Here is a 23,642-nt window from a genome sequence, read left to right as displayed (position 1 = left end):
CTTTTAAAGAAAATGAAGCTTGGATGCAGTGGGTCACTCAAGACCTGCTTGCTTTAAGATGCTTTTAACAGTTCCAGTTGGTAAATCTTTTTTAGGGGGAGGTACTGTGACTAGCCCCATTTAAGTCAGATCTTTTAAGTGCTGTATCTTATATCTGTATTCAAATAATAAATATTTTCTCTTTAAAAACGCTGACAGTTTATTTACCCAAAACTTCATTTCAAATATTTAAAGCAGTAGCAGATGCTATTTAAATATATTATCAATAGCTTATACTGATCTTTTTAAAATGATTTTTACTCCTATTCAACATAAATTCAGATAAGTAAAATTATTTCAGAATAGTTTAAAGTTAATTATTTTTAGTATTTTAAATTTAAAAATTAATCAAATGTAATTCTGACCTGATTTTAAAATAAATTTTAGCTCAACACGCTTAAATCTAACATTAAGGCAACTAAGCTTTCAAATAAAAAACTTATAAAAAAATCACTTTATATAAAAGATTAAAATTCTTGCATAGTTGACGTGATTTTTTAAATTCAATAAAGAATTATAAAACCTTAAATCAGCCAAAATAAAAATCTTAAACCCTAAAATATTTATTAGAAAGTATTTTGAATGTTATTGTTTAGCTATCTACAAAAATCCGAATAAATTTTAAAACAATCAATCACAACCTCAAACCTAAAAACACTTAACTTCTAACTTATGACCGTAAATAAAATTAATTAAACCATTAACGGCTTAAATCTATAACATATGGACTAGAACCATATAAAAAAATGATTTTCTTTTCCTCATGTTCGATTTTGTGAATTTCATAATCAATCAATCCGTTTACAGAGCTAATTTCAATTTCATTGGCATCATCAACAATTCTCGACTTATTATTTAGGCAATATTTGAGTTGAACAACGAATATCTTATCCAGATTGCTCATTTGTTTTGCAACAACCAATCTACTTGTTTTAGCCTTGTTATTCATTTGAACGTTCATAGTCATTTAATCCTCACCAATAACGTGGTCTGATGATTTTGAAAGTAGTCTTTGAATGACTGTTCTTGTAACTGAATACTGCTTAGCTAAAGAATAGACACTTTGACCATTTTTAAACTTTTCTAAAACCTCATCTTTCTGGGCTTTATTCAAAATTTCTGGCCGACCGACTTTGTTTATATTCTTGTTACCAATCTTTCTATTCGATTGAAGTTTTCCATCGAAGTCAGAACAGATTTTTAGAAAATGAAAAAAAATCTTTTTTATGTCTCCTTTAATCTCTTTCTTTGAAAATTCCAAACAGACTAAACGTATTCCCTTTTTAAAAATAAAATTGACACTCGAATATATTTCTTTGAAATCACTACCCAAAGAATCTATTCCATCTATTAATAAAAGATCTCCGCTTTCCAGTGTGTAATTAATCAAATTTATAAGCTTATGCCTAAATTCTAAAGGTATACCTATTTTCACCTGTTCAAATACAAGCCTATTTTTCGGTATTTCATAACCATACCCAAGAATATAGTCAGCATAATTAAATTCATCCATTGAGAATTCATCAATTCTGAAGTATGCATAAGTCCGCACAATAAGCCCTCTTCAAATAATAACAGTTATATTCAGTATTTTTTAGAAAAACAAATATGTATAAAACATACAATTGATTTAAAACACAGCCAAATAACCACCCACCATTATAATAAATAATTATTTAAATCCATATTTTAATTAAAAAATTAAAACACAAATTAAGACCATAAAAGAATAGTCGAAAAACAAAAAAAACAAATATTGTGCCAATGCCAGCACCTTTAAACACCTTCACCAAATTATTTTAATATTGAGATATTTCACATAAAAAATGCATAATAAAAAATAAAATACACTTGTATATGTATAATAAATAATTTTAAGAAAGGGTTTAAATAAAGTGAACAGCTACCATATTTTTATAAAAAAATATAATTAAAGAGAGTTTTTATTTAATATCAATAAAAAAATAAACTGTAAAATTACCACTTAATAAAGCCATGATAAAAATGATTATCATGGCTTTATATCGTCAAAACTCAACATTTACCGTTATGGTGTCTGAATAATTACCAGCCGGCAGACTTGGTGAATTCGTGTCCAGAACTTTTGCAGTAAAGGAAAAACCCTGCTGGTTGGTATTATGCTGCCCCGGATTCGTTGTCGCCTCGAGACTTGACCAGCGTTCATTGCCATTACTGCCCCAACGTTCCGTCGTTGCATTTTTATAAATCTCATAGCGTAGAAAATTATTGCTATTACTCGCCTTCATTGCACGTTGATTGCCAGTTTGTGGATAGAGTCCATTATTTAAACCAACATAATAAGGTGTATATACTGAGCAACGTACGCCTAGAGAGGTTTGAACTGGTGTAAAAACATCTGCAAAAGGTGATGTTCCAAAATTAACAGCATTGGTGGAAATACGGCAATCAGGTAAAACGTCAATATATAAGTTCAAGTTTGCATCACTCCCGGGGCCCCAATTAAACCCGATCCCCAAAAAGCCTCGGCTAAAACCAGGGCTTTCAAAAAAGGCTCCAATCCCGAGCGCTGCGACGGAAGGTACAGAGTAATACCATTTGACTTTAAAAGGTTTGTTCGCTGTATATCTCCCAGGTGATACAGTCTGTCCTGGGTTAATTTCAGCATAAAATGGTAAAGAGCCATCTACGCCAGAAAAGATTTTAAGGAGAGTAAACGTACTCATATCAATTTCTTTACCCAGACCAATTGCTTGATTATTAGTATCCAAATAATTGACAAACAAAGTTTCACCCGTCAGGCTATTTACATAATTGTCTGGTATTTGATCAACCCGATACTTCAAATAAGTCATATTCGCAAAAGCCATACTAAACCCTTCACACCTTAAACCCGCACTAAACTGATGGGATTTAGTTCCTTGCTCCGTCAGCGTCATAGATGAAATCGTACCCATAGAAACATTACCACTTGAGGTGATAACACAAGCCGCTTGACTCTGAGCAGTAAGCAATATCAACCCAGAGAATAATAGACCTGCAGGCATTAATTTTTTTAAAGTAATCATGGTTGAGCCACCTCACGACAAACAACCGACTTAACCACTGCAATCTGTTGTTGCGCTTGTTTTAAATCCAACGAAAAGTTTGCTTCACATATGCGCTGATCTGATAGTTGCACCCGAATGCTATTTTCTGCACTCAGATCTTCAAGATAAGCAATTCCATCCATTCCCACATAACTCGATTCTTGATCGGCTCGATGTACCACCGCACCCACTGGAATCGCTTGCCCATTGCTTTGCACTAAATACACATTCGCCGCATAAGACTGTTTGATTGGGAAGCCAATCACCACACCTGAACCTCGTTTTGCTGCGATCCGATTTTCAACTTGGGTTGCATTAAAGTTGGAAGGTAAATCGATCGGGTTGATGCTGTATTTAGCCGCGTAATAAGGCGTCACTGACGGTACAAAAACATAGCCCTTAGCGTTACTCCGCCCCACTAGACTGTTTTCATAATGCACGGGTACATCTGCAACTTTATTAGTATCAATCAAAGCAAAAGATTCACCCAGTCGATTGGCAACGAAAACATTGCCTGACATCAACACCACCGAACCGGAAAGTCCAAACCAATAGTTGTAATCATTGCTACCCGACATACCGACATCGCTATTAAAATATTGGTTACGGTAGCTCACACGTGCTTGATTGTAGTCATCGCTGTTTTCATTAAAACGTCGACTTAAATCAACACCAACACCACCTGCCAACGGTGTGCTACGGTTAAAGTTGACATAACCATAATCACCACTGGATTGTTGGCTATAACCTAGACTGGCAGTGGATCTGCTCTTGGAGAAGGGAACCGACAACTGAAATGCAGCACTCCAATCTTTTTCCACAAAATCCCGATTGGCACTTAACGACACTGTCGCACCACGCATATAAGACGGGAGTATCGGTGCCCACGACAGATTCATCAGTTTATTTTTAATGTCACGGTTCTTGGTCTGGATATAAGCCACCCCAAAAGTCCCTGATTTATCTGTGGCAAAATACGTGTTGGCAACCGAACTTTTATGATTGTTGGCTGAGATCAAATTGCTATATTGCAAGCGTGAAAGATCATAATAACCCTGATCACGTTGGGTATGATTGAGACTAAATCCAAAACGCTGCTGGTTATAGCTATAGCCTAAAGTATATTGATTTCCCTTTAGGTCTTGACTACTGATTCGATTAAACTCACGATCTGCCCAGCTTTGAGTTGCTGAGCCACTTAATACCCCAAACTGATTTAGCTTAAGCACTGAACCGAGTCCAGCCAACTGAATTGAATCTGATAGTTCAACCCGCCCTTCAGCCGTGAGCCAATCGTTAATCCCGTAACGTACATCCGCCGAACTGGCAAATTTGCCATATTCAAAGTTTTTTATTCCATAATCTTCGCGGATCTGCCCCATGGACACGGAATAATCCAATAATCCGGGTTTAAGCAAAGTATTCGAAATATAAAATGGCACTGATGTTGCCACCTGACGACCCACGCTGTCGGTGGTGACAATCACCGCCTCGCCTTTACCGTTGACAAACGGAACATTATTGAGAATAAAAGGACCAGATTGAACATCAGTTGAATTGGCTTTCTGTCCATTGATCAATAAATCTACGGTACTTGGTAAGGCCGCTTCGCCTTTAAACTGAGGTAAAGGATAGGTTATCAAATCTGGACGGGTACCAAAATTACGCTGGAGCTGTAATCCACCTAAACGCACTGAACTTCCCCATGCGTTTTTACTTCCCGTAATCACATCACCTGCTAAGAATGAAAGCACACTGACAGGATCATCATATTGCCAAGTTGTGTCATAACGACGGTAGCCATCATTGTTTTGATTGGATGAGTCAAAATCAGTTTTGCTATAAACCCCTGAATTTCTTAGTACCCCATAAGGTGAGAAAAAGCGTTGCTCTGTAAACAGCGTACTGCTATAGCCACCATTCTCTGGGCGGTAAGTATAAAAGTCATAGTTATTTAATAAACCGATACCCGACTGCGCTGTTTCAGGTTGATACCAAGAATCTAAGCCGCGTATCTGCACCGGCATCCAGCTAGCAGGTAGATCCAGACTAAAATACTGTTGCGCTGAATTGTACTCATACTTTAATTCTGGGATCTGATTGAGACTAACCCAATCTGCAGCCTTGCCCGAAAAGCCGAGTGTAAACACATCCAGATCGGTCAGGTTTTTTTCTGATTGTTGCTGCAGTGCATCCGTAGGCAGCTTAATCTGTAACTCATCTAGTTTCGATTGCTGGATAAAATAATGATCTCCTTTGACAATGACGGGGATCACTTGTCGCGTCGAATATTGATTGATCACCAAGTCCAGATAGAGCTTAAATAAGCTATTCACTTCTGAAACATCTCGTGGTGGCGGGGGTAAACCATTTGCATAGACATTGCAGCTCCACAATGGGATATTCGCAAACAATATCAACGTCAGGCTTTTGCATAAAAAGGAAGGTGAATTTAACCCTGATAGATAACCCATTTATCCTCCCCCTTCTTTTTTAATCTCGATCAAGTCTTGTTTCGCCCCTGAACTGTCAACCCCATACAAGCTGGTTTGACCACTCAGGCTATTCACAAACTTGTTGTCCAAATCAAACTTCATGGTGCTGTTTGCCAACACATAACCAAAGGTGGTTTTGCCAAAAGCCATTTGTTCTGAAGTCGGGGTTAATTTAATGCCCGATAGCCTTGAAAATTTTGAACCGGTATTTTTAATATAAAGCTCGGGTTTGCCCTGTTCATTATTCTTGATCCACCAACTTAATATCGGTTTCGCCAAGGGGTTTTTAGCATTGGCTTTTTGTGAAACTTCGGTTAAACCACTGCCAAGCCCTTTGCCATAGGCAAACAAAGGAATGGAATAACGCATCTGAAAACTGACCGTAGATACTTCTTTATCCTTTTCTGGATTGAGCTTAATCGGTAATTCATCAACAATAATTCGATAGGCCAGTTCTTTGGCATCAGGTACAGCAGCCGAGCGGGTTAAACGCAACATATGCTTTTCACCCGCTTTAATCTTTGCCACGGGTGGACTCGGAATAACCTCAGTTTGCTCCGCATAAGCATCTTGCTGATGATTCTGATCCCATTTAAATACCCGAATCTGTACCATGGCATCAGAGTTACCGGTATTTTGTAGCCATACTGCAGTGGCTTTTTCGTTTTCTTCAATTTTTGGATAGATTGGCCAGATTAAAAAAGTGGCCTGTGCGAATACCGGTGAAGTAACCATCAATATCGCGGCCGCAGAGAAAGTTCTGCCCGACCATATTTTCATTTTATTTAAGCTCATAGAATCACCATGTAATCGTTATTGCGACCGTATCTTTATAAAGGCCTGCTGATCGTGGTTGATTGTTATTATTCAAGTCTGCAACACCGTAAACTGCAAAACCCAGTACGGTGTCCAAAGCAGTTGTTGCCGTGAGTGGATAAGTGTCTCCACTGGTATATTCACGCTGAGAATTACTGTCTTGATAAAGCTGATAAGACACAAACTCATTCTGCTGTTCATGTTTCATCCGCCGAAAGTTATTTGAAAAGTGATCGCCACCATTCAACATCACCTGTACGGGTAGCCGTGCAGTACATTGGATATTCCAACTTTGTGTCGTATTGATCACTGATCCACTCAACTTTCCCTGCGTCACAACAGGATGACGACCAAAATCCAGTTGTTGTTCAACATTGCTTAACCCACACCCATTAGCAATGGTTGCTTGGACTGTAAAAGTTGCATCTGTTTCAGCATATACCCACTGCACAGCCAACATCAGCAGAACACTTAAACCTATTTTTTTCATGATTTCGTTCTTTAAAATTCGATGGTAATTGGAATAGTGTCGGTATATTGCCCAAGCGAGACTGACCGACCATTATTAACAGTTTGGCCCATGAGATTAAGCGTTTGCGGCTGACCATTATTGGTCAAAGTAATGGATTGATTGGGTTTGAGTGCTTCGCGAGCAGTTCCATATAAGATGTTGTAGGCAAGAAAATCTGTGCCATTGCTGATTGCACGAAAATAATTTGCGCTAAAAGGCGCTGGAACCTTGCTGTCATTCTGACCCGCACCAAAAGTAACTTTTATTGGGGAATTTCCAGGGCATTGAATGGTCAAACCTGAAGTAGAAGCATTACTTAAGCTGGTCTCAATCACTTTATTAAATGTGGCTGTGGTTTCTCCGAAATCCAGTTGACCAAAATTCAAACCATTTGTTCCATTATTAACAGACTGATTATTAATTTCACATGAGGGTTCTAATTCAATCTGTAAGTTTAATTTGGCTGCCAACTGTGCTGCACTGGTAAATGACGAAATAAAACCACAAACCAGCAATCCCACGCATTGTTTAAGTAACAGGTGCATACGTTCCTCCTTAAAACAGGCCTGTTCAACAACAAGCCTGTTCACTGTTACGTATACTGATTAGAAATTAACAGTCACCAATAAAGTGTCTGTATAATCACCCTGTGCTTTTGCAGTGCCGTTGTTCGCAGCAATTGCACCAAAGATTGGAACTTCTTGAGATACACCTGTCGCAGCAGTGAAAGTCTGAGCTGTATTAATGACATATGGATTGGTACGTGCTGCATCACGATAAACGTTATAGCTGACTACATCTGCGGCAGTTGTATGTTTAAGACTACGATCAGCGCGTTGACCACCATCAATGGCAACAGTAAAGTTAACATCTGTTGTACCATCACATTTCACATTGAGATGGCTGCCCGTACCAGATGAAGCAACTTGTGCAGTAAGGGTATTGGTCCAAGTGCCAGAAGTTTTACCAAAATTCAATTCACCAAATTTGTTGATATTGCCATTCACTGTAGAACCTTCAACAGTACACCCTGTTGAAACATTCAGTTTTACATCAACCTGACCCGTCACTGCTGCTTGTGTAGTCGCGATATACCCTGTACCCAATAAAATAGTAAGGGTTAGTTTTGTAAAAATATTCATATTAAATCCCATGGTATGTATTATTTATTAACTTTTACACAAGAAGTGTGAAAGCATCTACATAATTACATGTGATAAATATGCGTTCAATAAATACACTAAAAAACACCATCGACTAAATATAAGTTTTTATATTTTAAAATAAATTTTCAAATCAATATGAATTAAATTACACCAAAGATTTAAACATATAAAAAACACTAAAATAATTAAGATTATTATAGATATATGCTTATATATAATTAACTACAAACCCAATATTTACAAACATGCTGAGCAAAAAAAACCCATTCAATTTTTAGGGGGAGAATGGGCGACGATATGGCATTATAACATGCTGATCGAAAACTTTTAATTGACAAAAAGATAAAATTCGTCAATTTAAATTTCAATAATTTAACTTAAATATAATTCTATAAAAATTCATCTCCTTCTTGTGCTTCCAATACATTTTGTTCTTCCACTCTCAGCGAAATATGTAAACCTAATGCAGCAACGGCATTATAAATAAAATCATTTTCCATAATATCCAAGTAAAAATGACTTTCCCTGCTCACTTCCTCATAAAGCCATGTGAGGTCATGTCGATTATCTTTCATACAACTCTGTTTAAAATCACCCAGCTCACCATCAATCTCTTTTCTCAGCATTCGAATAAAATGCTGACGAGATGCCTGATTATTAACCGCATAAAAAAAATGAGAGTTTTCATCCATTCCTTTATGAAAAATCATTTCATAGATCTTTATCATACACACCCACTATTTATGAGTAGAGTTGTTTATCGCTCAATAGGTTGATGAAAAATTTTCCATTTCAAATTCGTGGGTATTATTTATCACCAAACTCATACTATTTCAAAGTTAAGTATTTAATTTCACTGAATTAAATACACAAAAAACATAAAGCAAGTGTATAATTATTATGAAATTATTTACTAGCAACAATCTATTGATCGCCGGTGTTTTGAGTCAATATCCATCCTATTTCATCAAAATAAAAATATGTTATTCTATGAAAAAAAATAAGACCAATTGTAAATTAAATAAAAAATCTTTTATTTATCTATATTCCAGATGAACAATAATAAAAATACAAAACAATAGAATAAATTTATATTTTTTGAGAAATTAATCATATATAATATTTCCAAAATAAAAACCAAAGCATTATAAACACCAATCTCAATAAGAAATAAATTTTAAAAAATACTTATTATGTGACAATTAATCATTGTAAAAACCTTTAAAACAAAAATCAAAAAATAACAAAAATAAATTCATTTTTATAAAAACAGCCAAGTATTAGAACATAAAATATTACATAAATATTCAATAAATTAATCTTATCCATTAAAAAACTTAAACCTCAAATAAAAATTAGCAACCCCTAAAATTAAATTTAAAAATTACATTTACATACAAATAAAAAACAATCAATATCAGAGTTATATTCATAATAAAAACCTGATAAAATACACCTTAAAGTTAAGCTTCCTTACCCACACAAAGATTAAATATGAAATTAAAAAATATCAAAACTATACTGTTTTTATATTTAAAAATAACTTAAAAAAATTTAATAGTCCACTAAAATAATAAAAACAGATCATAAATTCAAAGTTAAAATAACAAGTTGGACAAAGGTTTTACTTATAAAAAAGATGAAATCGAAATTTATTTTCAAAATTTTTATGGTGATGATTCTTGGTTTTTATTTGAATTATATTCTTTTTAGAAGCAAAATAAATCTGATTTAGATAAATTAAGAAACTTGATGGACAGTTAAGCTCATATTCGTTTTAAACTCAATGATGAGTCTGAAATATTTTTAAACGAAATCTCAGAAATATAAAAGATCAAATCATTTTACGAAGATTGTTAATCAGCCACTTGTAAGCTGAGTGTAAATTATCCATCAATTTGATTTCCAAACGTTCTCATGATGAAGTAGATCAAGCATTAAAATTGATAAGAATAAAATTTTTACCCATTCGTTCACGTCCATAGATGAAAAAATGAGCATGGAGAGTGAGTCAGATTGGTATTGGACGTTCCTCTCGCGTTGGGAAAAGACGAGGATGAGGGCGCTTTTGTGTTGATCTATACTTTTAAAAAGAACTTATAAAAGAAGCCTATTCAAAATATCACGTTAAAAAATCTTATCTTAATTGTCTTTTCGATATTGGCGTAGCGTATAGCCTGTATGCTTTTTAAAATAACGACACATATAGGAAGCGTCATTAAAATGCATCTGGTCAGCAATCACTTGAATTGAGAGTGTATTCATTTTAAGTCGTTGTTTAAGATTAACAATTACCAGCCGATCTATCAGCGTTTTAGGGCTATCATTAAAAATTTGCTTACACAATTGCGATAAATAGTAGGGACTAATGTTTAAGGCTTGTGCATAAAACAAAACCTCCCGTTCAGCGTGACAGTGTATTGCGATCATTTCCCAAAACTTCCAACATAATCTTTCTTTTCTTGTGTACTCATTCTTGGCTAAGGTCTTTTTGTGATTGACGATTTCAGACAGTACCAGAAAAAAATTTTGCAAGTGATTGCATAATAATGTGCGCTGATACTGTTCTGTGGATTTAATAATAAAATCGGTTTGAGATTGCCATATCTTGATTAAACCTGCCTGTTCGGTATTGGGGGAAAAATGTGGCATTTGATTGAGATAAGCAAATAAAGCGTTTGGTAAAACAGCGGCAACTTCAGCAGCAAAATGACGATTAAATATACAATAATTACAAGAAAAATCAGCCGATTGGTTTTTTATAATAGTCAATGAATCTTCTGCAAGAACCAAAAAATCACCTGCTTGCAAATGGTAACTTTTAAACTGAATGCTTAAATCAGCATGGCCTTGTGTAATAAAAATAAGTGAACAATATGCTAATAGCAAAGGCTGGTTTAACGAATCACTTAGATGACTTGTTCCCCATAAATAATCTTTTGCATTTTGACGAAGATAATTTAGATCACTTTGCATTTTGAATAAAATTTATTAAATATCTGCCTAATTATAATGATTTTGTTTTGAAAAGCACCGAAATTGCCAAAATATGCGCATAGGAAGCAGTCCCTATAATACGTATAGTTCATTTTGAAATGAGATGAATTTTATAAGAGGCTTTAAAAATATGATTTTGACAACTGAACGCTTAGTTTTACGACCTTGGCAGGAAAATGATGCAGAGAGTTTATACGAATACGCAAAAGATGAACGCGTTGGGCCAATTGCGGGCTGGCCCGCACATGAAAGTCAGGCACAAAGTTTAGAATATATTCAGACAGTTTTTGCACATGATGAAGTCTATGCGCTTGCGAAAAAGCAAGACAATCGAGCCATTGGCATGGTCGGTCTACTGATTGGGCAAGACAGTAATTTTGATATCGCTGATAATGAAGCAGAAGTTGCTTATTGGATTGGTGTACCCTTTTGGGGAAATGGTTTTATACCTGAAGCGGTTAAAGCAGTCATGCAACATGCCTATGAAGATTTGCAATTACACGCTTTATGGTGTGGTTACTTTGCAGATAATGAACAGTCACATAAAGCACAAGCAAAGTGTGGCTTTAAGCATCATCACACTGAAACAGATAAATATAATCAGTTTCTAGCGGATTACCGCACAGAGCATATCAGCTATTTATCACGTGAAGAGTGGGTCAAATTGCCTGCACATTACAAAGTAAGCAAATACATGGATTAGAATCAATTAAAGTTAACAAACATCAGAGATATTAATAAATAAATTAAGATCATCTTCTGAACGATTCATATGAAGCGAGAGAGCTTATTGATCTCTCTGATGCAGCTATGTAATTAAATTTTTTGAAGAACTTTAAGTAAGGGCGAGATTCGCCCCTTACTTTAGTAATTCAAATTCACGATAAGTAATGCCAATGCTGCTGGAATCGCTTGTATGTAAATAATTTTCTTACTTGCCGTTAAGCCGCCATAAATCCCAGCAATCAATACACAGCCCAAAAAGAAATTTGCCAGTGGTAAGGCATAAATTACAGGTGCACATAAAGCCCAAAATAAGCCTGCTGCTAAAAAGCCATTATATAAGCCTTGATTTTGTGCCATGACTTTGGTGAGCTGTGCTTTTTCAGGCGTATTCCCAAATGCTTTTAAACCGTATGGTTTATCCCATAAGAACATCTCTAAAACTAAAATATACACATGTAGCAGTGCAATTAAGACAATTAAAATTTGTCCAATCATCGTTTTCTTCCTTATTTTAAAAACGCTGATAGATCAGTCTCGCAACTGATCTATGCCAAGTACATTTATGGTTTTAATAACACTTTGCCTTGGCGTGCACCTTCAGTTGCTCTGGCTGCTGCTTGTTGAATTTGATCGAAACTAAATACACCTTCAACAGGTAATATTAATTTTTTCTGTGCAGCTAAAGTCACCAATTCTACAATTAACTCTTTTTTGCGTTCCGCAGACAATTGCTTATTGACCACACTTGCCCAGAAGCCTTTGACTGTCGCTTGTTTAAAAATAAGATCACCTGATGAAATTTGCATCAGTTCACCCGTCATACTACCAAATGAAACCAAGACACTATTTTCACTGAGTAAAGCTAACATTTCACCACTGGCTTTACCGCCAATCGAATCTACCCCAGCGATTAAAGGTTGATCTGCATGTATCGCTTTTACTTGATCTTTCCAATCCGCTTGATCAGTCGCCACTACATTTTGAATACCTAAACCATTCATTTCTGCAATCGCATCACTACGGCGAACCAAATGAATGACTTTTTGACCACGGGCGTTTGCAATCATCGCAACAGTTTTACCCACAGCGCCATTGGCTGTGTTTTGGATAAGCCACTGATCTTGTTTTAAATCAATAAAATCTAACAGCATCAGTGCACTAATCGGCATACCAATCAATTGAGCAGCGGTTTCATCATCTATTGCATCAATTAAAGGCACAACACCATGTGCAGGTGCAATAAAGTATTCAGCCCAACTGTCGTGGACTGCTGCAACTGCAACACGCTGCCCGACGGACACTGCATCGACACCTTCACCGACAGCATCAATCACACCAACAGCTTCACTCCCACCAATCGCAGGAAGTGTCGGCTTGTAGCCATAATTGCCTCTCACCGTCCAAATGTCATGGTTATGCATTGGAGATAAAATCATTTTAATACGAACTTCGCCTGCTTTAGGCTCTGGCTTTGGCATGTCTGCAGATGCTAATACGTCGACAGGTTCGCCAAAAACTTGATGAATAATACTTTTCATTTGTTGTTCCTATATAGGTTTTAGTAATTGCTGTGTGGTTTCTAAAGCCAAATAAAGTGGTTGTTTGTTCTGCGCCAGTTTCGCCAATAAAGCTGCGCCTAACCAGAGTTGATACATGGTTTGTGCCATTTTCTCAGGCTCAATATGTTGTGGAATTGAGCCATCCTGTTGCCCGTCACTGAGTAAATTTGCAATGCGTTCTGTCAGCTTTGTCACACCAAAATTTAAAATCTGACGCATATCTTCCGATAAATCAGAGACCTCTGCGGCAAGTTTTACAATCAGACAATTCTCAGCCCAGCCACCATCGTTATGGCATGGATCATCAATCCATGCTTGCCAAAGCGCAACTAAGCGCGCATAAGCACTCCGCTCTTCTTGTAGAATCAATTGATCGATTTTCACTTTATAATCAGCAAGATATTGCTGTAAAAGTGCACAACCAAATGCTTCTTTGGAAGCAAAGTAATAATAGAACGAACCTTTGGGTACACCACAAGTCGTTAAAATTTCCTGCAAGCCAACGCCAACAAAACCTTTATGTAATACCAGCTTAAAACTGGTATTTAAGATATGCTGGCGAGTCGCTTCACTTTTATCTGATCGTTTCATGTACACACTATAAATCAATAATAGACCAGTCGTCTATAAATTTATAAAAAATTTAATTAAGTAAGATAGTCGAAGGGCTTAAGTGCTTATTAGAGAGTAAATTAGATTATTATTTGAGAGGATGGCTGAAAATATCAGCCATCCTTCAATTGATTTAGAACTTTGCACGTAAGGTAAGCGTTGCATTTCGAGGATTACCAAAACGAATAGTTCCATCGCTATAAATTTGTGAATAATATTCTTTGTCAAAAATATTATTGATATTCAATGCAATATTCACTTTATCACTTAGTGGATAGCTTGCCACCAAGTTAGCAATCGTATATCCGGGCTGACTATAAGGATGTTCGCTATAACGACCCACTTTCCAAGTACTTTGATAATTTGCACCGCCGCCTAGGATTAAATTATTAGCAAATTTATAGGTCGCAAATAAACGTGCAATATGTTCAGGCGTATCCTCATTAAAAACCAAACCTTGATTTGTAGGGTCGTTCGCATATTCCGTAGTATTGTATGTGTAGCCAAAACTCAAATTAAGATTGGGTATAATTTCACCACGAATCTCAGTTTCAATCCCTTTACTGATCACCTCACCCGATGCAACATTACAATAAGCCTCACCACCATTAAATGGGCATTGGCCTTTGGTGCTTTCATCTCGTATTGAGCGATTAATTTGGTTGGTTTTAAACCCTGCAACTGATGCAATTAAACGATCATCCCAAAGCCCTGCTTTTAACCCGATTTCATAAACATTCCCCTGTACTGGATCAAGTAATGTCTCATTACGATCTTTGACATTTTGCACAACAAAAGTATCGGTATAACTCGCATATGCAGTCAATGCATCATTGATAGCGTAAGTAAGCCCAAAGTATGGTGTTAAAATATTTGATTTCTTATATTCATTGACACTTTCATAATTGCTTTGGCGCACACCTGCAATAACTTTCAGCGGATCAATAATATTTAAACGCGTGGTGAGGTAGTATCCTGTCTGGCGTACCTGATCAGTGCTGGTATTTTGATAACGTGGTGCGATATAAGGTAACTGATAAGGACTGTAATTTTTAATATTGACGTATAAATAGTCACGCGTCGGTGTTTCCCCTCCGCCAACTAAACTATAATCTTCTAGCACTTGGTCCCAACTTGTCCATGCACCTGTAATATTACTTTTACTGTGATTTGCACCAAATACCAAGTCATGCTCACGACCGAATAATTGATATGTCCCTTTTGCAAAAAAATCATAAATATCTAATTTTTGCTCATAGTTATATCCGTACTTATAAACAGTTGCTAAAGCATCATCAGCACTTGTGGTTTTTGGAGCCACGCTCAATGAAGTAAATGCCATATCCATGGCATAGTTTGCCTTCATATAGCTGGCTTTTACTTCCCATCCATTATTAAATTTATGGCTTATATCTAAGAAAGCTTGTGTATTGGTTTTATCCCAAAAATCTCTGTAATCACAACCACAGTTGGAATTATCGATACCTATTTTTTGACCATTGAAATAGTTAGGAATTGTATTGACGGGAACTGCATGTTCACCTTGACGTGAATATCCAATATTCAATAGCGTATTTTCAGTTAAATCACTGCTCACGATTCCATACAAAACATTAGAATCACGAGTAACAGATTTCATAAATGAATCACCATCTTGACCTGCCACCACTAAACGACCACGCACACTTCCAGATTGATTCAACGGACCAGAAACATCCATTTCTCCACGTACAGTATTCCATGAACCATAACTGACAGCGCCACTCGCCTGAAAAACTTCTGTTGGTTTTTTACGAATAAGATTAATTGCACCAGACGGGTCTCCTGAACCTTGCATTAACCCTGCTGCCCCTCGTAATACTTCAATACTTTCAATGGTTGCCATATCTGGTTTAGAGGAGGTGACATTACTTGCATTTACAGCAACACCATCATATTGCAATATATTTGAATTCCAGCCATCTCCAACATTAAAGCCTCGGATAGAAAAGTTGGTCCTCTCCGTATTATCCCCTGTAAGCAAAATCCCTGTTGTATTTAAAAGTGCATCACCCAAATTTGTTGCACCCATATCTTCGATTTGTTTGCGGGTAATCACTGAAACCGATTGTGGGGTTTCTTTTATACTCAAATCGAGTTTAGTCGATGTACTGGCATTCTTTTTAGTGTAGTTATTTTCTGTATTGTTTTCTGCTGTGACAACGATCATGGGTAAAGCATTTGTTTGTTCCGTTGTTGCTTCTGTCGCAGCATAAGCTGTCCCAATCCAACAACTATAAAGTGCAAGATAAATTGCACTTTTAGCAAAAATTCGATTTTGAGAAATCCATTTATTCACGAAATAAAACTCTTAATCTAAATAAAAATCATTATCGTTATATTTCACATAAAAACAACATATATCTCTATATTTCTCCATTATTTTACATTTCAAATTCGTTTTGTTAGACAAAGCTATAAAAGGAACAGCCTCTCAATCTGAAAGGCTAAAAAGATGGTTTCTCGATGATATTACTGAATAAACTTTGACATGGCCTGATGTGTATCCCTCACCTCAGCGTAAATCATGTCATCGCATTTATTTGATAATTACCTCAAAAAATATGAAAACCAATAAATAATTATTAATACTTTTCAAGCAAACCAATAACCCCAGTCGCGATCATATCAATCGCAATTGTGCCAATTAACAAGGCAGATAAACGTCCAACAATATCAAAATAGCGATCAATATATTTTGCATGGCTATAACGTAAATGGTCATGCCCATACTTCATGATCATTAAAATGCCACAGCTAATAAATAAGGTAAAAGCAATCAACACAGCGGATTCGAGTAAAGACATACTCGCTCCTGTTACGACAGCCGCACTGATTGTGCCAGGACCAATCATAAATGGCATCGCCATGGTACTGGCCAAATGCGCAGGCGTTCCTCTCATTTCTCCGATGGTATCTGCGCCTTGAAATACAAAGCGATAACCAATCACTAAGAAAATTAATCCGCCAAAAATCTGAAATGACTCAAAACGAACATTTAAATAAGTACTAAAAATGGCTTCACCACCCCATGCAAAAAGCATAAAAACCACATAAGCAATCAAGGCACCTTGAGCCAAACCTTTATTGAATACATGGGTTTCAGTATGGCGAATCATCCCGATCATATAGATACTCATTAAAAACGGATTGAGTAATGAGAAAAACAAAACAAATGGATGGATATAATTTGAAAACATAATGGCTTTCCATAAAACAAAATCAGGAAACAAAATCAAAAAAAGAGCTTACTTTGCTAAAATTGTACTTCTCAACAAGGGGATACTTTGTCTAACTAATCATTAAAATTGTAAATTTTATTAAGATTCAGTCACTTATTTTTACAAAAAATATAATCAGGACTTACACAAACGGGGTTCAGCAACGAGTCAAGGACTTGCATATATGAAACGAACAGAGATATTCAATAATTTTCAATGTCCATTTATAAATGGAATTTTTCTGCACAATGAAGAAATATTTGTTCTCGATTATAGAAACAAAGATAACGCAACTGTGGATATCGTAAGGAAATTAAATTTCTTTGATGACGACGTGAAGAAAACGGATCTTATTGATTTTGATTATATGGGGCAGATTAGTTATGCAGACTATCAGATAAGATATGGTGAGGGTAGTTTTGGTGGGGATGGTGTAGTCGGTCTGTTTTTAAAAAATGAGTTACAGTGGTTTTTGTTTTTGGAGAATAGTAACCCTTTTTGTAAGGCGATTATTAAAGACCATATTGTTTTTGTTCAAAGTACCAATGGAGTGATATTCTCAATTCCAATCGATAATCCTCAGCTGTTGCAGGTTGTCAAAAATCCTGATTTTTTATAATTCGACTGTATAAGCATAAGTTTTATATGAAATATTTTTTTGATGTGTTTTGCTGAATTGTGAGGATCAATGTCTATCCATTGCTTTAGTCACCATCCTAATACCCTGTTTCTAATCTCAGTATTTTTTTATCTTTCAATTTATTTGTAAGTATTGTTAAAACAAATTTAGCTAAAAGAAACACAACTGTTATGCTCAAGCCTTTTGATTGATTTATATACGTTAAACTTATTACATAATTGCATCAGATCTCATACATTTTGTTCATGATTACTCAACACATAAAATTCACAAAAAAACTAAAATTATAATCAATTGATATTTATTAAAATTCTATGACATTGAAATCTTAAATGTAACCTAGCGTTATATTTTTTAATCATTTCTGCTCATGATGAATTTTTTTTGATTGTGTTTTAAAGAGTTTTTTTAACACTGTCATTCATTAGGATTAAGCCATTTATGTATAAAAGAAAAATCAAACCACTTGAAATCGATGATGTCGAAATTATTGATTATGATAAGACTAAAAAAGCCATTAAAGCCGCAGCTTTAGGGAATGCCATCGAATGGTTTGATTTTGGTGTGTATGGCTATGTCGCTTATGTATTGGGTAAAGTCTTTTTCCCCAATTCATCACCCAGTATACAAATGATTGCGGCCCTTGCCACCTTTTCTATACCCTTTATATTTCGACCTTTGGGTGGATTATTTTTCGGGCATTTAGGCGATAAATACGGTCGTCAAAAAATTCTGGCAATCACCATTATTATCATGTCGGTCAGTACCTTTGGTATTGGTTTGATTCCATCTTATGAAAGTATAGGGATTTGGGCCCCGATTTTGCTACTCATTGTAAAAATTGCTCAAGGCTTTTCGGTCGGAGGAGAATATGCTGGAGCAGCAATATTTGTCGCGGAATATTCTCCAGATCGAAAGCGTGGTTTCATGGGAAGCTGGCTGGATTTTGGTTCTATTCTAGGTTTTGTTGTTGGGGCGGGTGTCGTTTCAATGATCAGCTTTTCCATGGGCGAAGCCGCCTTTGTCGATTGGGGCTGGCGTATTCCTTTTTATTTAGCGTTACCGCTGGGACTGATTGGCTTATATTTACGTCACTCTTTAGATGAAACTCCGACGTTTCAGGCGCATGCCGAAGAACAATCACAATCGAAAAAACCGCAAAAAGTGGGTTTCAAACAAATTTTCCGTGAGCATAAGCGCAGTCTATTGGTCTGTGTCGGACTCGTACTATGTACCAATGTCACCTACTACATGCTACTCACCTATTTACCAAGTTATTTCTCACATAACTTAGGCTATTCAGAAAATCACGGCGTTCTGATTATTATTGCAGTAATGGTCGGAATGCTCTTTGTACAGCCGTTTGTAGGCATGCTCAGTGACAAAATTGGTCGTCGCCCATTTGTCTTTGCAGGAAGCATTGCACTGATTGTCTTGTCATACCCAGCCTTTATATTGCTCGCCACAAATAATGTTTACTTAATTTTCTTGGGTCTATTGATGTTGGCACTTTCACTCAATATGTTGATTGGAATAATGGCTTCAACCCTACCCGCATTGTTTCCAACTGAAATTCGTTATAGTGCGCTTGCAATCGCTTTTAATATTTCAGTGGTCATCGCAGGTTTAACACCCACCATCACAGCAACACTGGTTGAAACCACTCAAAATATTATGGTGCCTGCCTATTATCTGGTGATTTGTGGTTGCTTCGGTGTGATTACTGCGATTTATCTTAAAGAAACAGCCAACTTACCGCTCAAAGGTGCAAAACCAATGGCCGTTGATACTGAAGAGGCTGAAGAGCTTCTCGAACAATATCATGGAAATATTGAGCAAAAAATCGAAAAAATTGATCAAAAAATTGAAGAGTTGCAAGAAAAGCGTGATCATCTCGCCAAGCAGCATCCTGATATTGATTAATGATCTTAAATGGGCTTATTCAGCATGATTGTGTTGGATAAGCCATTCAGTACAGCCTGATAACAACCACACTCAAAAGCATATGTTTAAACTAAGCAACATTATACTTAACCTCCCTTTTCAAAAAAGGGAGGAGTAGTTGCCTAGTTTAATATTGGTTTCAAATAAGTAATTTCATTACTCACCTTGATTCACGACTTAATACTTATACTTCACACTAACCATAAAATTACGTGGCTCACCATAGACCCCAGAGTTATAGAAGCCGATGTTGGTAAAGTAATGCTCATCAAAAATATTATTCAAATTAATCGCAGTACTCAACTGTTCATTAAACTGGTAATTGGCCATTAAATCGACCAATACAAAGGCTTTTTGATCAATCACTTCACTACGTTTTTTGACATTGTTATACACCGTTTGCCATCCGTGGTTCTGCCAACGCACATTCCCGCCCACGCTTAAACCTTCGAGTTGCTGATCAAATTTATACTGGGTAGAGATATTAAATTGATGTTCTGGTTCCCATGTTGAAATCTTTTCACCATCATGGTCCTTGATTTGCTTATAGGTATAACCACTTTGCACTTGAACATTGGGGAAAACCTCACCAGAAGCTTCAATTTCTACCCCCTTAGTTTTGGCTTTCGCACCAATCCATGCAAAATCAACAGCGGGATTACTTGGCGCACCATTATAAACAATGTCCTCAATGGCACGATTGGATTCATGGATTTCAAAATAAGCGATACTGGCATTTAACTTGGCATCATCGGATTGAAACTTAAAGCCGCCTTCGTAGTTTTTACCTTCGTCTGGATCTAGGATTTTATTGGCTGACGACTTATACCAGATATCATAAGGCATAAAGATATCGCTGAGGCTGGCATAAGCACTGACTCGATCAGTAATGTCATAGACGACCCCAACATAGGGAATGAAGCGATTCTTTTCCTCAACCACACCTTGTAAGCCTTTCATTTTATAGTTGATCATACGGGTGCCTAAGAGCACCTTTAAATCATCCGCCAGATTTAAACGTGTACTGGCGTAGGCACCATATTGTGAAGTACGGTCATGGGTATAGGCATTTGGCTCACCCCAATTTGGCTGTGCAATATTGCCATCCCATTGGCTAAAATCGGGAATATGTGAATCATAACCCTGCATGCCACCATACCAATCTTTCCCCTTCCAACGTGAATAAGCTCCACTTGCGCCTAAGACCAAATCATGTTGCCGACCAAGCAGCTCAAACTTACCTGTGCTATACAACTCCAATGAATCACTGACAGTACGACCGATATATTGAGAAGGCCAAAGATTAGCAGAACCATCTAATTTAGGATAATAGCCTTGGATGGTGCCTAGTGTTGCATCATAGCCATTAATTTTATGGTCATATTGCAGAGTCAGTGCCCAATCGTCATTAAATTTATGATGTACATTGGCAAAAATGGTACGGGTATATTGTTTCCATTCACTCCAATTGGCACCATTATTAAAGGAGCGATCTGGATCAGGATTACGTTCCCCTTCACCATTAAATAAAGGAAAAGAGCCTGACCATGTCGATGCTTTAGGGTCATTGTTCTGGTAATCAGCACCCAGTGTAACTAAAGTTTTATCGCCTAAATCTGCTTCGACAATGCCATAAAATACAGCACTTTTACGTTCATAACGATCCATAAAAGATTCTTTGTCTTGACCCGCAGCCACAAAACGTCCACGAATAGTTTGCTCATCATTGAGTGAACCACTGACATCTGCCATAGCACGGTAATTATTCCAAGAACCTGCGCTTAAACTCAGCGATGCTTGAGTCTCTGCAGTGGGTTTTTTACGTACTAAGTTGATGGTTGCTCCTAAAGATCCCACCCCTGTAAGTAAGCCCGTTGCCCCTTTGAGTACTTCGACACGGTCATAAATAGCAGAATCACTGAGCGTATTACCCGCAGCATAACCGACATTTCGAGTCGTAGAAGGAATGCCATCATATTGGAAATTATTAATGGCAAAACCGCGTGAGTAATAACTGGTCCGTTCACTGTCGTAAGCTGATACGGTAATCCCGGGGGTATGCGACATGACTTGATCAATATTATTTAACTGAAAATCATCCATCAACTGTCGCGTAATCACACTAATGGTTTGTGGTGTTTCTTTCGGTGTAAGCACTAAACGCGTGGCGGTGGCAATTTTACCTGGCGTATAAGAACCACTATTTTCAGTAATTTCCCCCAACTGATTGGCAGTCACGACAATGGTCTCAAGTTTCGCTGCTGGATTATCAGCGTGAGAATTTGCTGCCACGGCTGAATCCGTTGCCGTGTTTGCAACTGTTGTGGTTTTCGACATCTGACGTCGTTCAATTCGCCACACCCGTGGACTTTGTTGAACAAGCTGTAGATCTGTGTCTTTTAATAACTGTTGAAAACCTTGAGCAATATCAAAACTGCCGCTTAAACCGTTGGTTTTATACCCCTGCGTCAGTTTCGGATCAAAAGACAATGCAATATTAGACTGTAGAGCAAAATTAGAAAGTGCTTGTCCCAAATCCCCTGAAGCCACTTGATAATGCTTTTGAGTTGCTGCTGTTTCAGCATGGCTAAATGCACTGACACCCAACATGCTGCTCAGTACCAATAAATGCATGACAGAATAACGCATTTTTTTCTCGCGGCTTATTTTATATGGCTTCGATTTTTTCAATTTTTTTGCGTGTTGCAATGCTAGAGACACCATAACCCCCTATTGAATACCAATGAGTTCTCTTATTAGCCTTGCCAGTTGAGTTTTAAAAAAGTGTCAGCCTTAAATTATTTTTTTTCACCAATACTGACCCAATAGCCCTGTGCATAGCGATTGATGTCTAACTTATAGGTGACAGCCAACATGTTATATAGCGTTGGCAAATCATTGATTGGATAAGTCCCTGATATTTTAATCTGAGCAATATCATCATCTAAAGCAATATAACCCTTTTGATATTTTCCTATACGCTGTACGAATTCAGACAACGGCATATCATTCACGATCATCCAGCCTTGCGTCCAGCTGTTGCGTGTAAGATCAGCACTTGTAACCTCAGCCACCTGCTCGCGATTCAAATGACTTTGCTGACCCGCCGCAACAATCACTGTCTGAGTTGGATGACGTTCTGGTTGTAATTTCACCGCACCTTGCTCGACGAATACCCAAGACTGCTTTGAATCAAGCTCTACTGAGAATTCAGTACCCAAAGCCTGCATTTGCCCATGTTGAGTTTGCACAAAGAATGGGCGTTGTTGTTGATCTTTCGCAGTTTTAATCCAGATCTGACCTTTTCTTAGCACGACATTACGTTGCTTAGCGCTATAGTCCAGATCAATTGCCGATGCACTGTCTAGATACAGCTCACCACCATCAGGGAGTTTAATTCTTTCAATTTCGCCTACTTTTGTACGATAGTCTGCCGTCCATTGTTGCTGCTGATTTAAGCTATAGCCTAAATACAGTGACGATAGACACGCCAAAACCCACATATAATGACGGCGTTTTCTCCATGAAGATGATGTGCTTTGCTTTAAAATAGGCCGCGCCACTTCGGTTGGCAGTTGATCAAAAGTATGATGCAGTTGCTGCATTTTTTGCCAAACTTTGGCATGTACTGAACTTTGCTGCTGCCAGATCTGCAATTGCTGTAATTCTTGCGGACTCAACTCGCCTTGGCTTAAACGCATACACCAATCAGCCGCTTCATTTAAAATTTGTTGCGTCTGTTGTTGATCTTGTTTTGAGTCTGATTTTTGATTGTGTTGTTGTTCAGATTCATTCTGCTTTGACATTCG

The 23,642-nt window shown here is 37.0% G+C and carries 20 protein-coding genes and 1 pseudogene; 3 read left to right on the top strand and 18 right to left on the bottom strand.

Translation table 11 applies throughout. From position 1 onward, the window contains the following. Nucleotides 1–33 precede the first annotated feature (33 nt). From AS4_RS05810 to AS4_RS05760, 11 genes and pseudogenes are all read right to left on the bottom strand, one after another. Nucleotides 34–117: pseudogene (locus tag AS4_RS05810) on the bottom strand (type II toxin-antitoxin system HicA family toxin); the annotation flags it as partial. Between the two features lie 622 nt (nt 118–739). Continuing rightward, complete coding sequence (locus AS4_RS05805) at nt 740–1,000, bottom strand: hypothetical protein (protein WP_227548133.1); 261 nt, start codon at nt 998–1,000, stop codon at nt 740–742. A 6-nt stretch (nt 1,001–1,006) separates the two neighbouring features. Beyond that, entirely contained in the window at nt 1,007–1,591 is a 585-nt protein-coding gene (locus AS4_RS05800) for a recombinase family protein (RefSeq protein WP_096733502.1), read from the bottom strand. Between the two features lie 475 nt (nt 1,592–2,066). Further along, nucleotides 2,067–3,086 (bottom strand): Csu type fimbrial protein, encoded by a 1,020-nt coding sequence (locus AS4_RS05795; protein ID WP_096733501.1) that lies wholly within the window; start codon nt 3,084–3,086, stop codon nt 2,067–2,069. After that, a complete protein-coding gene (locus AS4_RS05790; protein ID WP_096733500.1) occupies nt 3,083–5,581 on the bottom strand; it encodes a fimbria/pilus outer membrane usher protein in 2,499 nt (832 codons plus the stop codon). The genes AS4_RS05795 and AS4_RS05790 overlap by 4 nt, the downstream gene beginning before the upstream one ends. After that, on the bottom strand, nt 5,582–6,382 hold the full coding sequence (locus tag AS4_RS05785; RefSeq protein WP_096735486.1) for a fimbrial biogenesis chaperone: 801 nt from the start codon (nt 6,380–6,382) through the stop codon (nt 5,582–5,584). It abuts the gene before it with no gap. Between the two features lie 19 nt (nt 6,383–6,401). Continuing rightward, nucleotides 6,402–6,908: a Csu type fimbrial protein gene (locus AS4_RS05780; protein WP_096733499.1), complete on the bottom strand. Its 507-nt coding sequence runs from the start codon at nt 6,906–6,908 to the stop codon at nt 6,402–6,404. An 11-nt stretch (nt 6,909–6,919) separates the two neighbouring features. Then, entirely contained in the window at nt 6,920–7,474 is a 555-nt protein-coding gene (locus tag AS4_RS05775; RefSeq protein WP_096733498.1) for a spore coat protein U domain-containing protein, read from the bottom strand. 60 nt (nt 7,475–7,534) lie between these two features. Beyond that, nucleotides 7,535–8,071 (bottom strand): Csu type fimbrial protein, encoded by a 537-nt coding sequence (locus AS4_RS05770; RefSeq protein WP_096733497.1) that lies wholly within the window; start codon nt 8,069–8,071, stop codon nt 7,535–7,537. A 413-nt stretch (nt 8,072–8,484) separates the two neighbouring features. Then, entirely contained in the window at nt 8,485–8,823 is a 339-nt protein-coding gene (locus AS4_RS05765) for a hypothetical protein (protein WP_096733496.1), read from the bottom strand. A 1,414-nt stretch (nt 8,824–10,237) separates the two neighbouring features. Continuing rightward, on the bottom strand, nt 10,238–11,071 hold the full coding sequence (locus AS4_RS05760; RefSeq protein ID WP_004722263.1) for a helix-turn-helix transcriptional regulator: 834 nt from the start codon (nt 11,069–11,071) through the stop codon (nt 10,238–10,240). A gap of 151 nt (nt 11,072–11,222) precedes the next feature. On the opposite strand from AS4_RS05760, the gene AS4_RS05755 reads away from it, so the two are divergent. Further along, on the top strand, nt 11,223–11,795 hold the full coding sequence (locus tag AS4_RS05755; protein WP_096733495.1) for a GNAT family N-acetyltransferase: 573 nt from the start codon (nt 11,223–11,225) through the stop codon (nt 11,793–11,795). Between the two features lie 161 nt (nt 11,796–11,956). Here AS4_RS05755 and AS4_RS05750 read toward each other — a convergent pair whose 3' ends face one another. The 5 genes from AS4_RS05750 to AS4_RS05730 form a co-directional block, all read right to left on the bottom strand. Beyond that, the gene (locus tag AS4_RS05750) at nt 11,957–12,313 is read right to left on the bottom strand and encodes a DUF1304 domain-containing protein (protein ID WP_096733494.1); all 357 of its coding nucleotides are present in this window, start codon (nt 12,311–12,313) and stop codon (nt 11,957–11,959) included. 65 nt (nt 12,314–12,378) lie between these two features. Further along, nucleotides 12,379–13,356, bottom strand: a complete 978-nt coding sequence (locus AS4_RS05745) for a zinc-binding dehydrogenase (protein WP_096733493.1) — start codon at nt 13,354–13,356, stop codon at nt 12,379–12,381. A 9-nt stretch (nt 13,357–13,365) separates the two neighbouring features. After that, nucleotides 13,366–13,968, bottom strand: a complete 603-nt coding sequence (locus AS4_RS05740; RefSeq protein ID WP_096733492.1) for a TetR/AcrR family transcriptional regulator — start codon at nt 13,966–13,968, stop codon at nt 13,366–13,368. Between the two features lie 154 nt (nt 13,969–14,122). Then, nucleotides 14,123–16,327, bottom strand: coding sequence for a TonB-dependent siderophore receptor (locus tag AS4_RS05735; protein WP_096733491.1), 2,205 nt, complete (start codon nt 16,325–16,327; stop codon nt 14,123–14,125). A 286-nt stretch (nt 16,328–16,613) separates the two neighbouring features. Beyond that, nucleotides 16,614–17,228: a MarC family protein gene (locus AS4_RS05730; RefSeq protein ID WP_034615920.1), complete on the bottom strand. Its 615-nt coding sequence runs from the start codon at nt 17,226–17,228 to the stop codon at nt 16,614–16,616. A 205-nt stretch (nt 17,229–17,433) separates the two neighbouring features. Between AS4_RS05730 and AS4_RS05725 the strand changes: the two genes are divergently transcribed. Next, nucleotides 17,434–17,868 (top strand): hypothetical protein, encoded by a 435-nt coding sequence (locus AS4_RS05725; protein WP_096733490.1) that lies wholly within the window; start codon nt 17,434–17,436, stop codon nt 17,866–17,868. A gap of 462 nt (nt 17,869–18,330) precedes the next feature. Further along, a complete protein-coding gene (gene proP, locus AS4_RS05720) occupies nt 18,331–19,812 on the top strand; it encodes a glycine betaine/L-proline transporter ProP (protein ID WP_056516445.1) in 1,482 nt (493 codons plus the stop codon). Nucleotides 19,813–20,010: 198 nt separating this feature from the next. Here proP and AS4_RS05715 read toward each other — a convergent pair whose 3' ends face one another. Both AS4_RS05715 and AS4_RS05710 read right to left on the bottom strand, forming a co-directional pair. Beyond that, a complete protein-coding gene (locus tag AS4_RS05715) occupies nt 20,011–22,557 on the bottom strand; it encodes a TonB-dependent siderophore receptor (RefSeq protein WP_096733489.1) in 2,547 nt (848 codons plus the stop codon). Nucleotides 22,558–22,631: 74 nt separating this feature from the next. Then, complete coding sequence (locus AS4_RS05710) at nt 22,632–23,639, bottom strand: FecR domain-containing protein (RefSeq protein WP_096733488.1); 1,008 nt, start codon at nt 23,637–23,639, stop codon at nt 22,632–22,634. Between the last annotated feature and the right edge of the window lie 3 nt (nt 23,640–23,642).

Origin of the sequence: Acinetobacter guillouiae (assembly GCF_002370525.2) — a bacterium.
GTDB lineage: Bacteria > Pseudomonadota > Gammaproteobacteria > Pseudomonadales > Moraxellaceae > Acinetobacter > Acinetobacter guillouiae.
Note: the sequence above shows the minus strand (reverse complement) of the source record. Positions and strands in the feature narration are given on the sequence as shown.

Excerpts from the sequence above, each read along its gene's own strand:
- AS4_RS05755 (WP_096733495.1), top strand. The coding sequence starts at position 11,223 with ATGATTTTGACAACTGAACGCTTAGTTTTACGACCTTGGCAGGAAAAT.
- AS4_RS05770 (WP_096733497.1), bottom strand. The coding sequence starts at position 8,071 with ATGAATATTTTTACAAAACTAACCCTTACTATTTTATTGGGTACAGGG.
- AS4_RS05760 (WP_004722263.1), bottom strand. The coding sequence starts at position 11,071 with ATGCAAAGTGATCTAAATTATCTTCGTCAAAATGCAAAAGATTATTTA.
- AS4_RS05725 (WP_096733490.1), top strand. The coding sequence starts at position 17,434 with ATGAAACGAACAGAGATATTCAATAATTTTCAATGTCCATTTATAAAT.
- AS4_RS05745 (WP_096733493.1), bottom strand. The coding sequence starts at position 13,356 with ATGAAAAGTATTATTCATCAAGTTTTTGGCGAACCTGTCGACGTATTA.
- AS4_RS05730 (WP_034615920.1), bottom strand. The coding sequence starts at position 17,228 with ATGTTTTCAAATTATATCCATCCATTTGTTTTGTTTTTCTCATTACTC.
- AS4_RS05775 (WP_096733498.1), bottom strand. The coding sequence starts at position 7,474 with ATGCACCTGTTACTTAAACAATGCGTGGGATTGCTGGTTTGTGGTTTT.
- AS4_RS05750 (WP_096733494.1), bottom strand. The coding sequence starts at position 12,313 with ATGATTGGACAAATTTTAATTGTCTTAATTGCACTGCTACATGTGTAT.
- proP (WP_056516445.1), top strand. The coding sequence starts at position 18,331 with ATGTATAAAAGAAAAATCAAACCACTTGAAATCGATGATGTCGAAATT.
- AS4_RS05790 (WP_096733500.1), bottom strand. The coding sequence starts at position 5,581 with ATGGGTTATCTATCAGGGTTAAATTCACCTTCCTTTTTATGCAAAAGC.
- AS4_RS05780 (WP_096733499.1), bottom strand. The coding sequence starts at position 6,908 with ATGAAAAAAATAGGTTTAAGTGTTCTGCTGATGTTGGCTGTGCAGTGG.
- AS4_RS05765 (WP_096733496.1), bottom strand. The coding sequence starts at position 8,823 with ATGATAAAGATCTATGAAATGATTTTTCATAAAGGAATGGATGAAAAC.
- AS4_RS05795 (WP_096733501.1), bottom strand. The coding sequence starts at position 3,086 with ATGATTACTTTAAAAAAATTAATGCCTGCAGGTCTATTATTCTCTGGG.
- AS4_RS05785 (WP_096735486.1), bottom strand. The coding sequence starts at position 6,382 with ATGAAAATATGGTCGGGCAGAACTTTCTCTGCGGCCGCGATATTGATG.
- AS4_RS05805 (WP_227548133.1), bottom strand. The coding sequence starts at position 1,000 with ATGAACGTTCAAATGAATAACAAGGCTAAAACAAGTAGATTGGTTGTT.
- AS4_RS05715 (WP_096733489.1), bottom strand. The coding sequence starts at position 22,557 with ATGGTGTCTCTAGCATTGCAACACGCAAAAAAATTGAAAAAATCGAAG.
- AS4_RS05740 (WP_096733492.1), bottom strand. The coding sequence starts at position 13,968 with ATGAAACGATCAGATAAAAGTGAAGCGACTCGCCAGCATATCTTAAAT.
- AS4_RS05710 (WP_096733488.1), bottom strand. The coding sequence starts at position 23,639 with ATGTCAAAGCAGAATGAATCTGAACAACAACACAATCAAAAATCAGAC.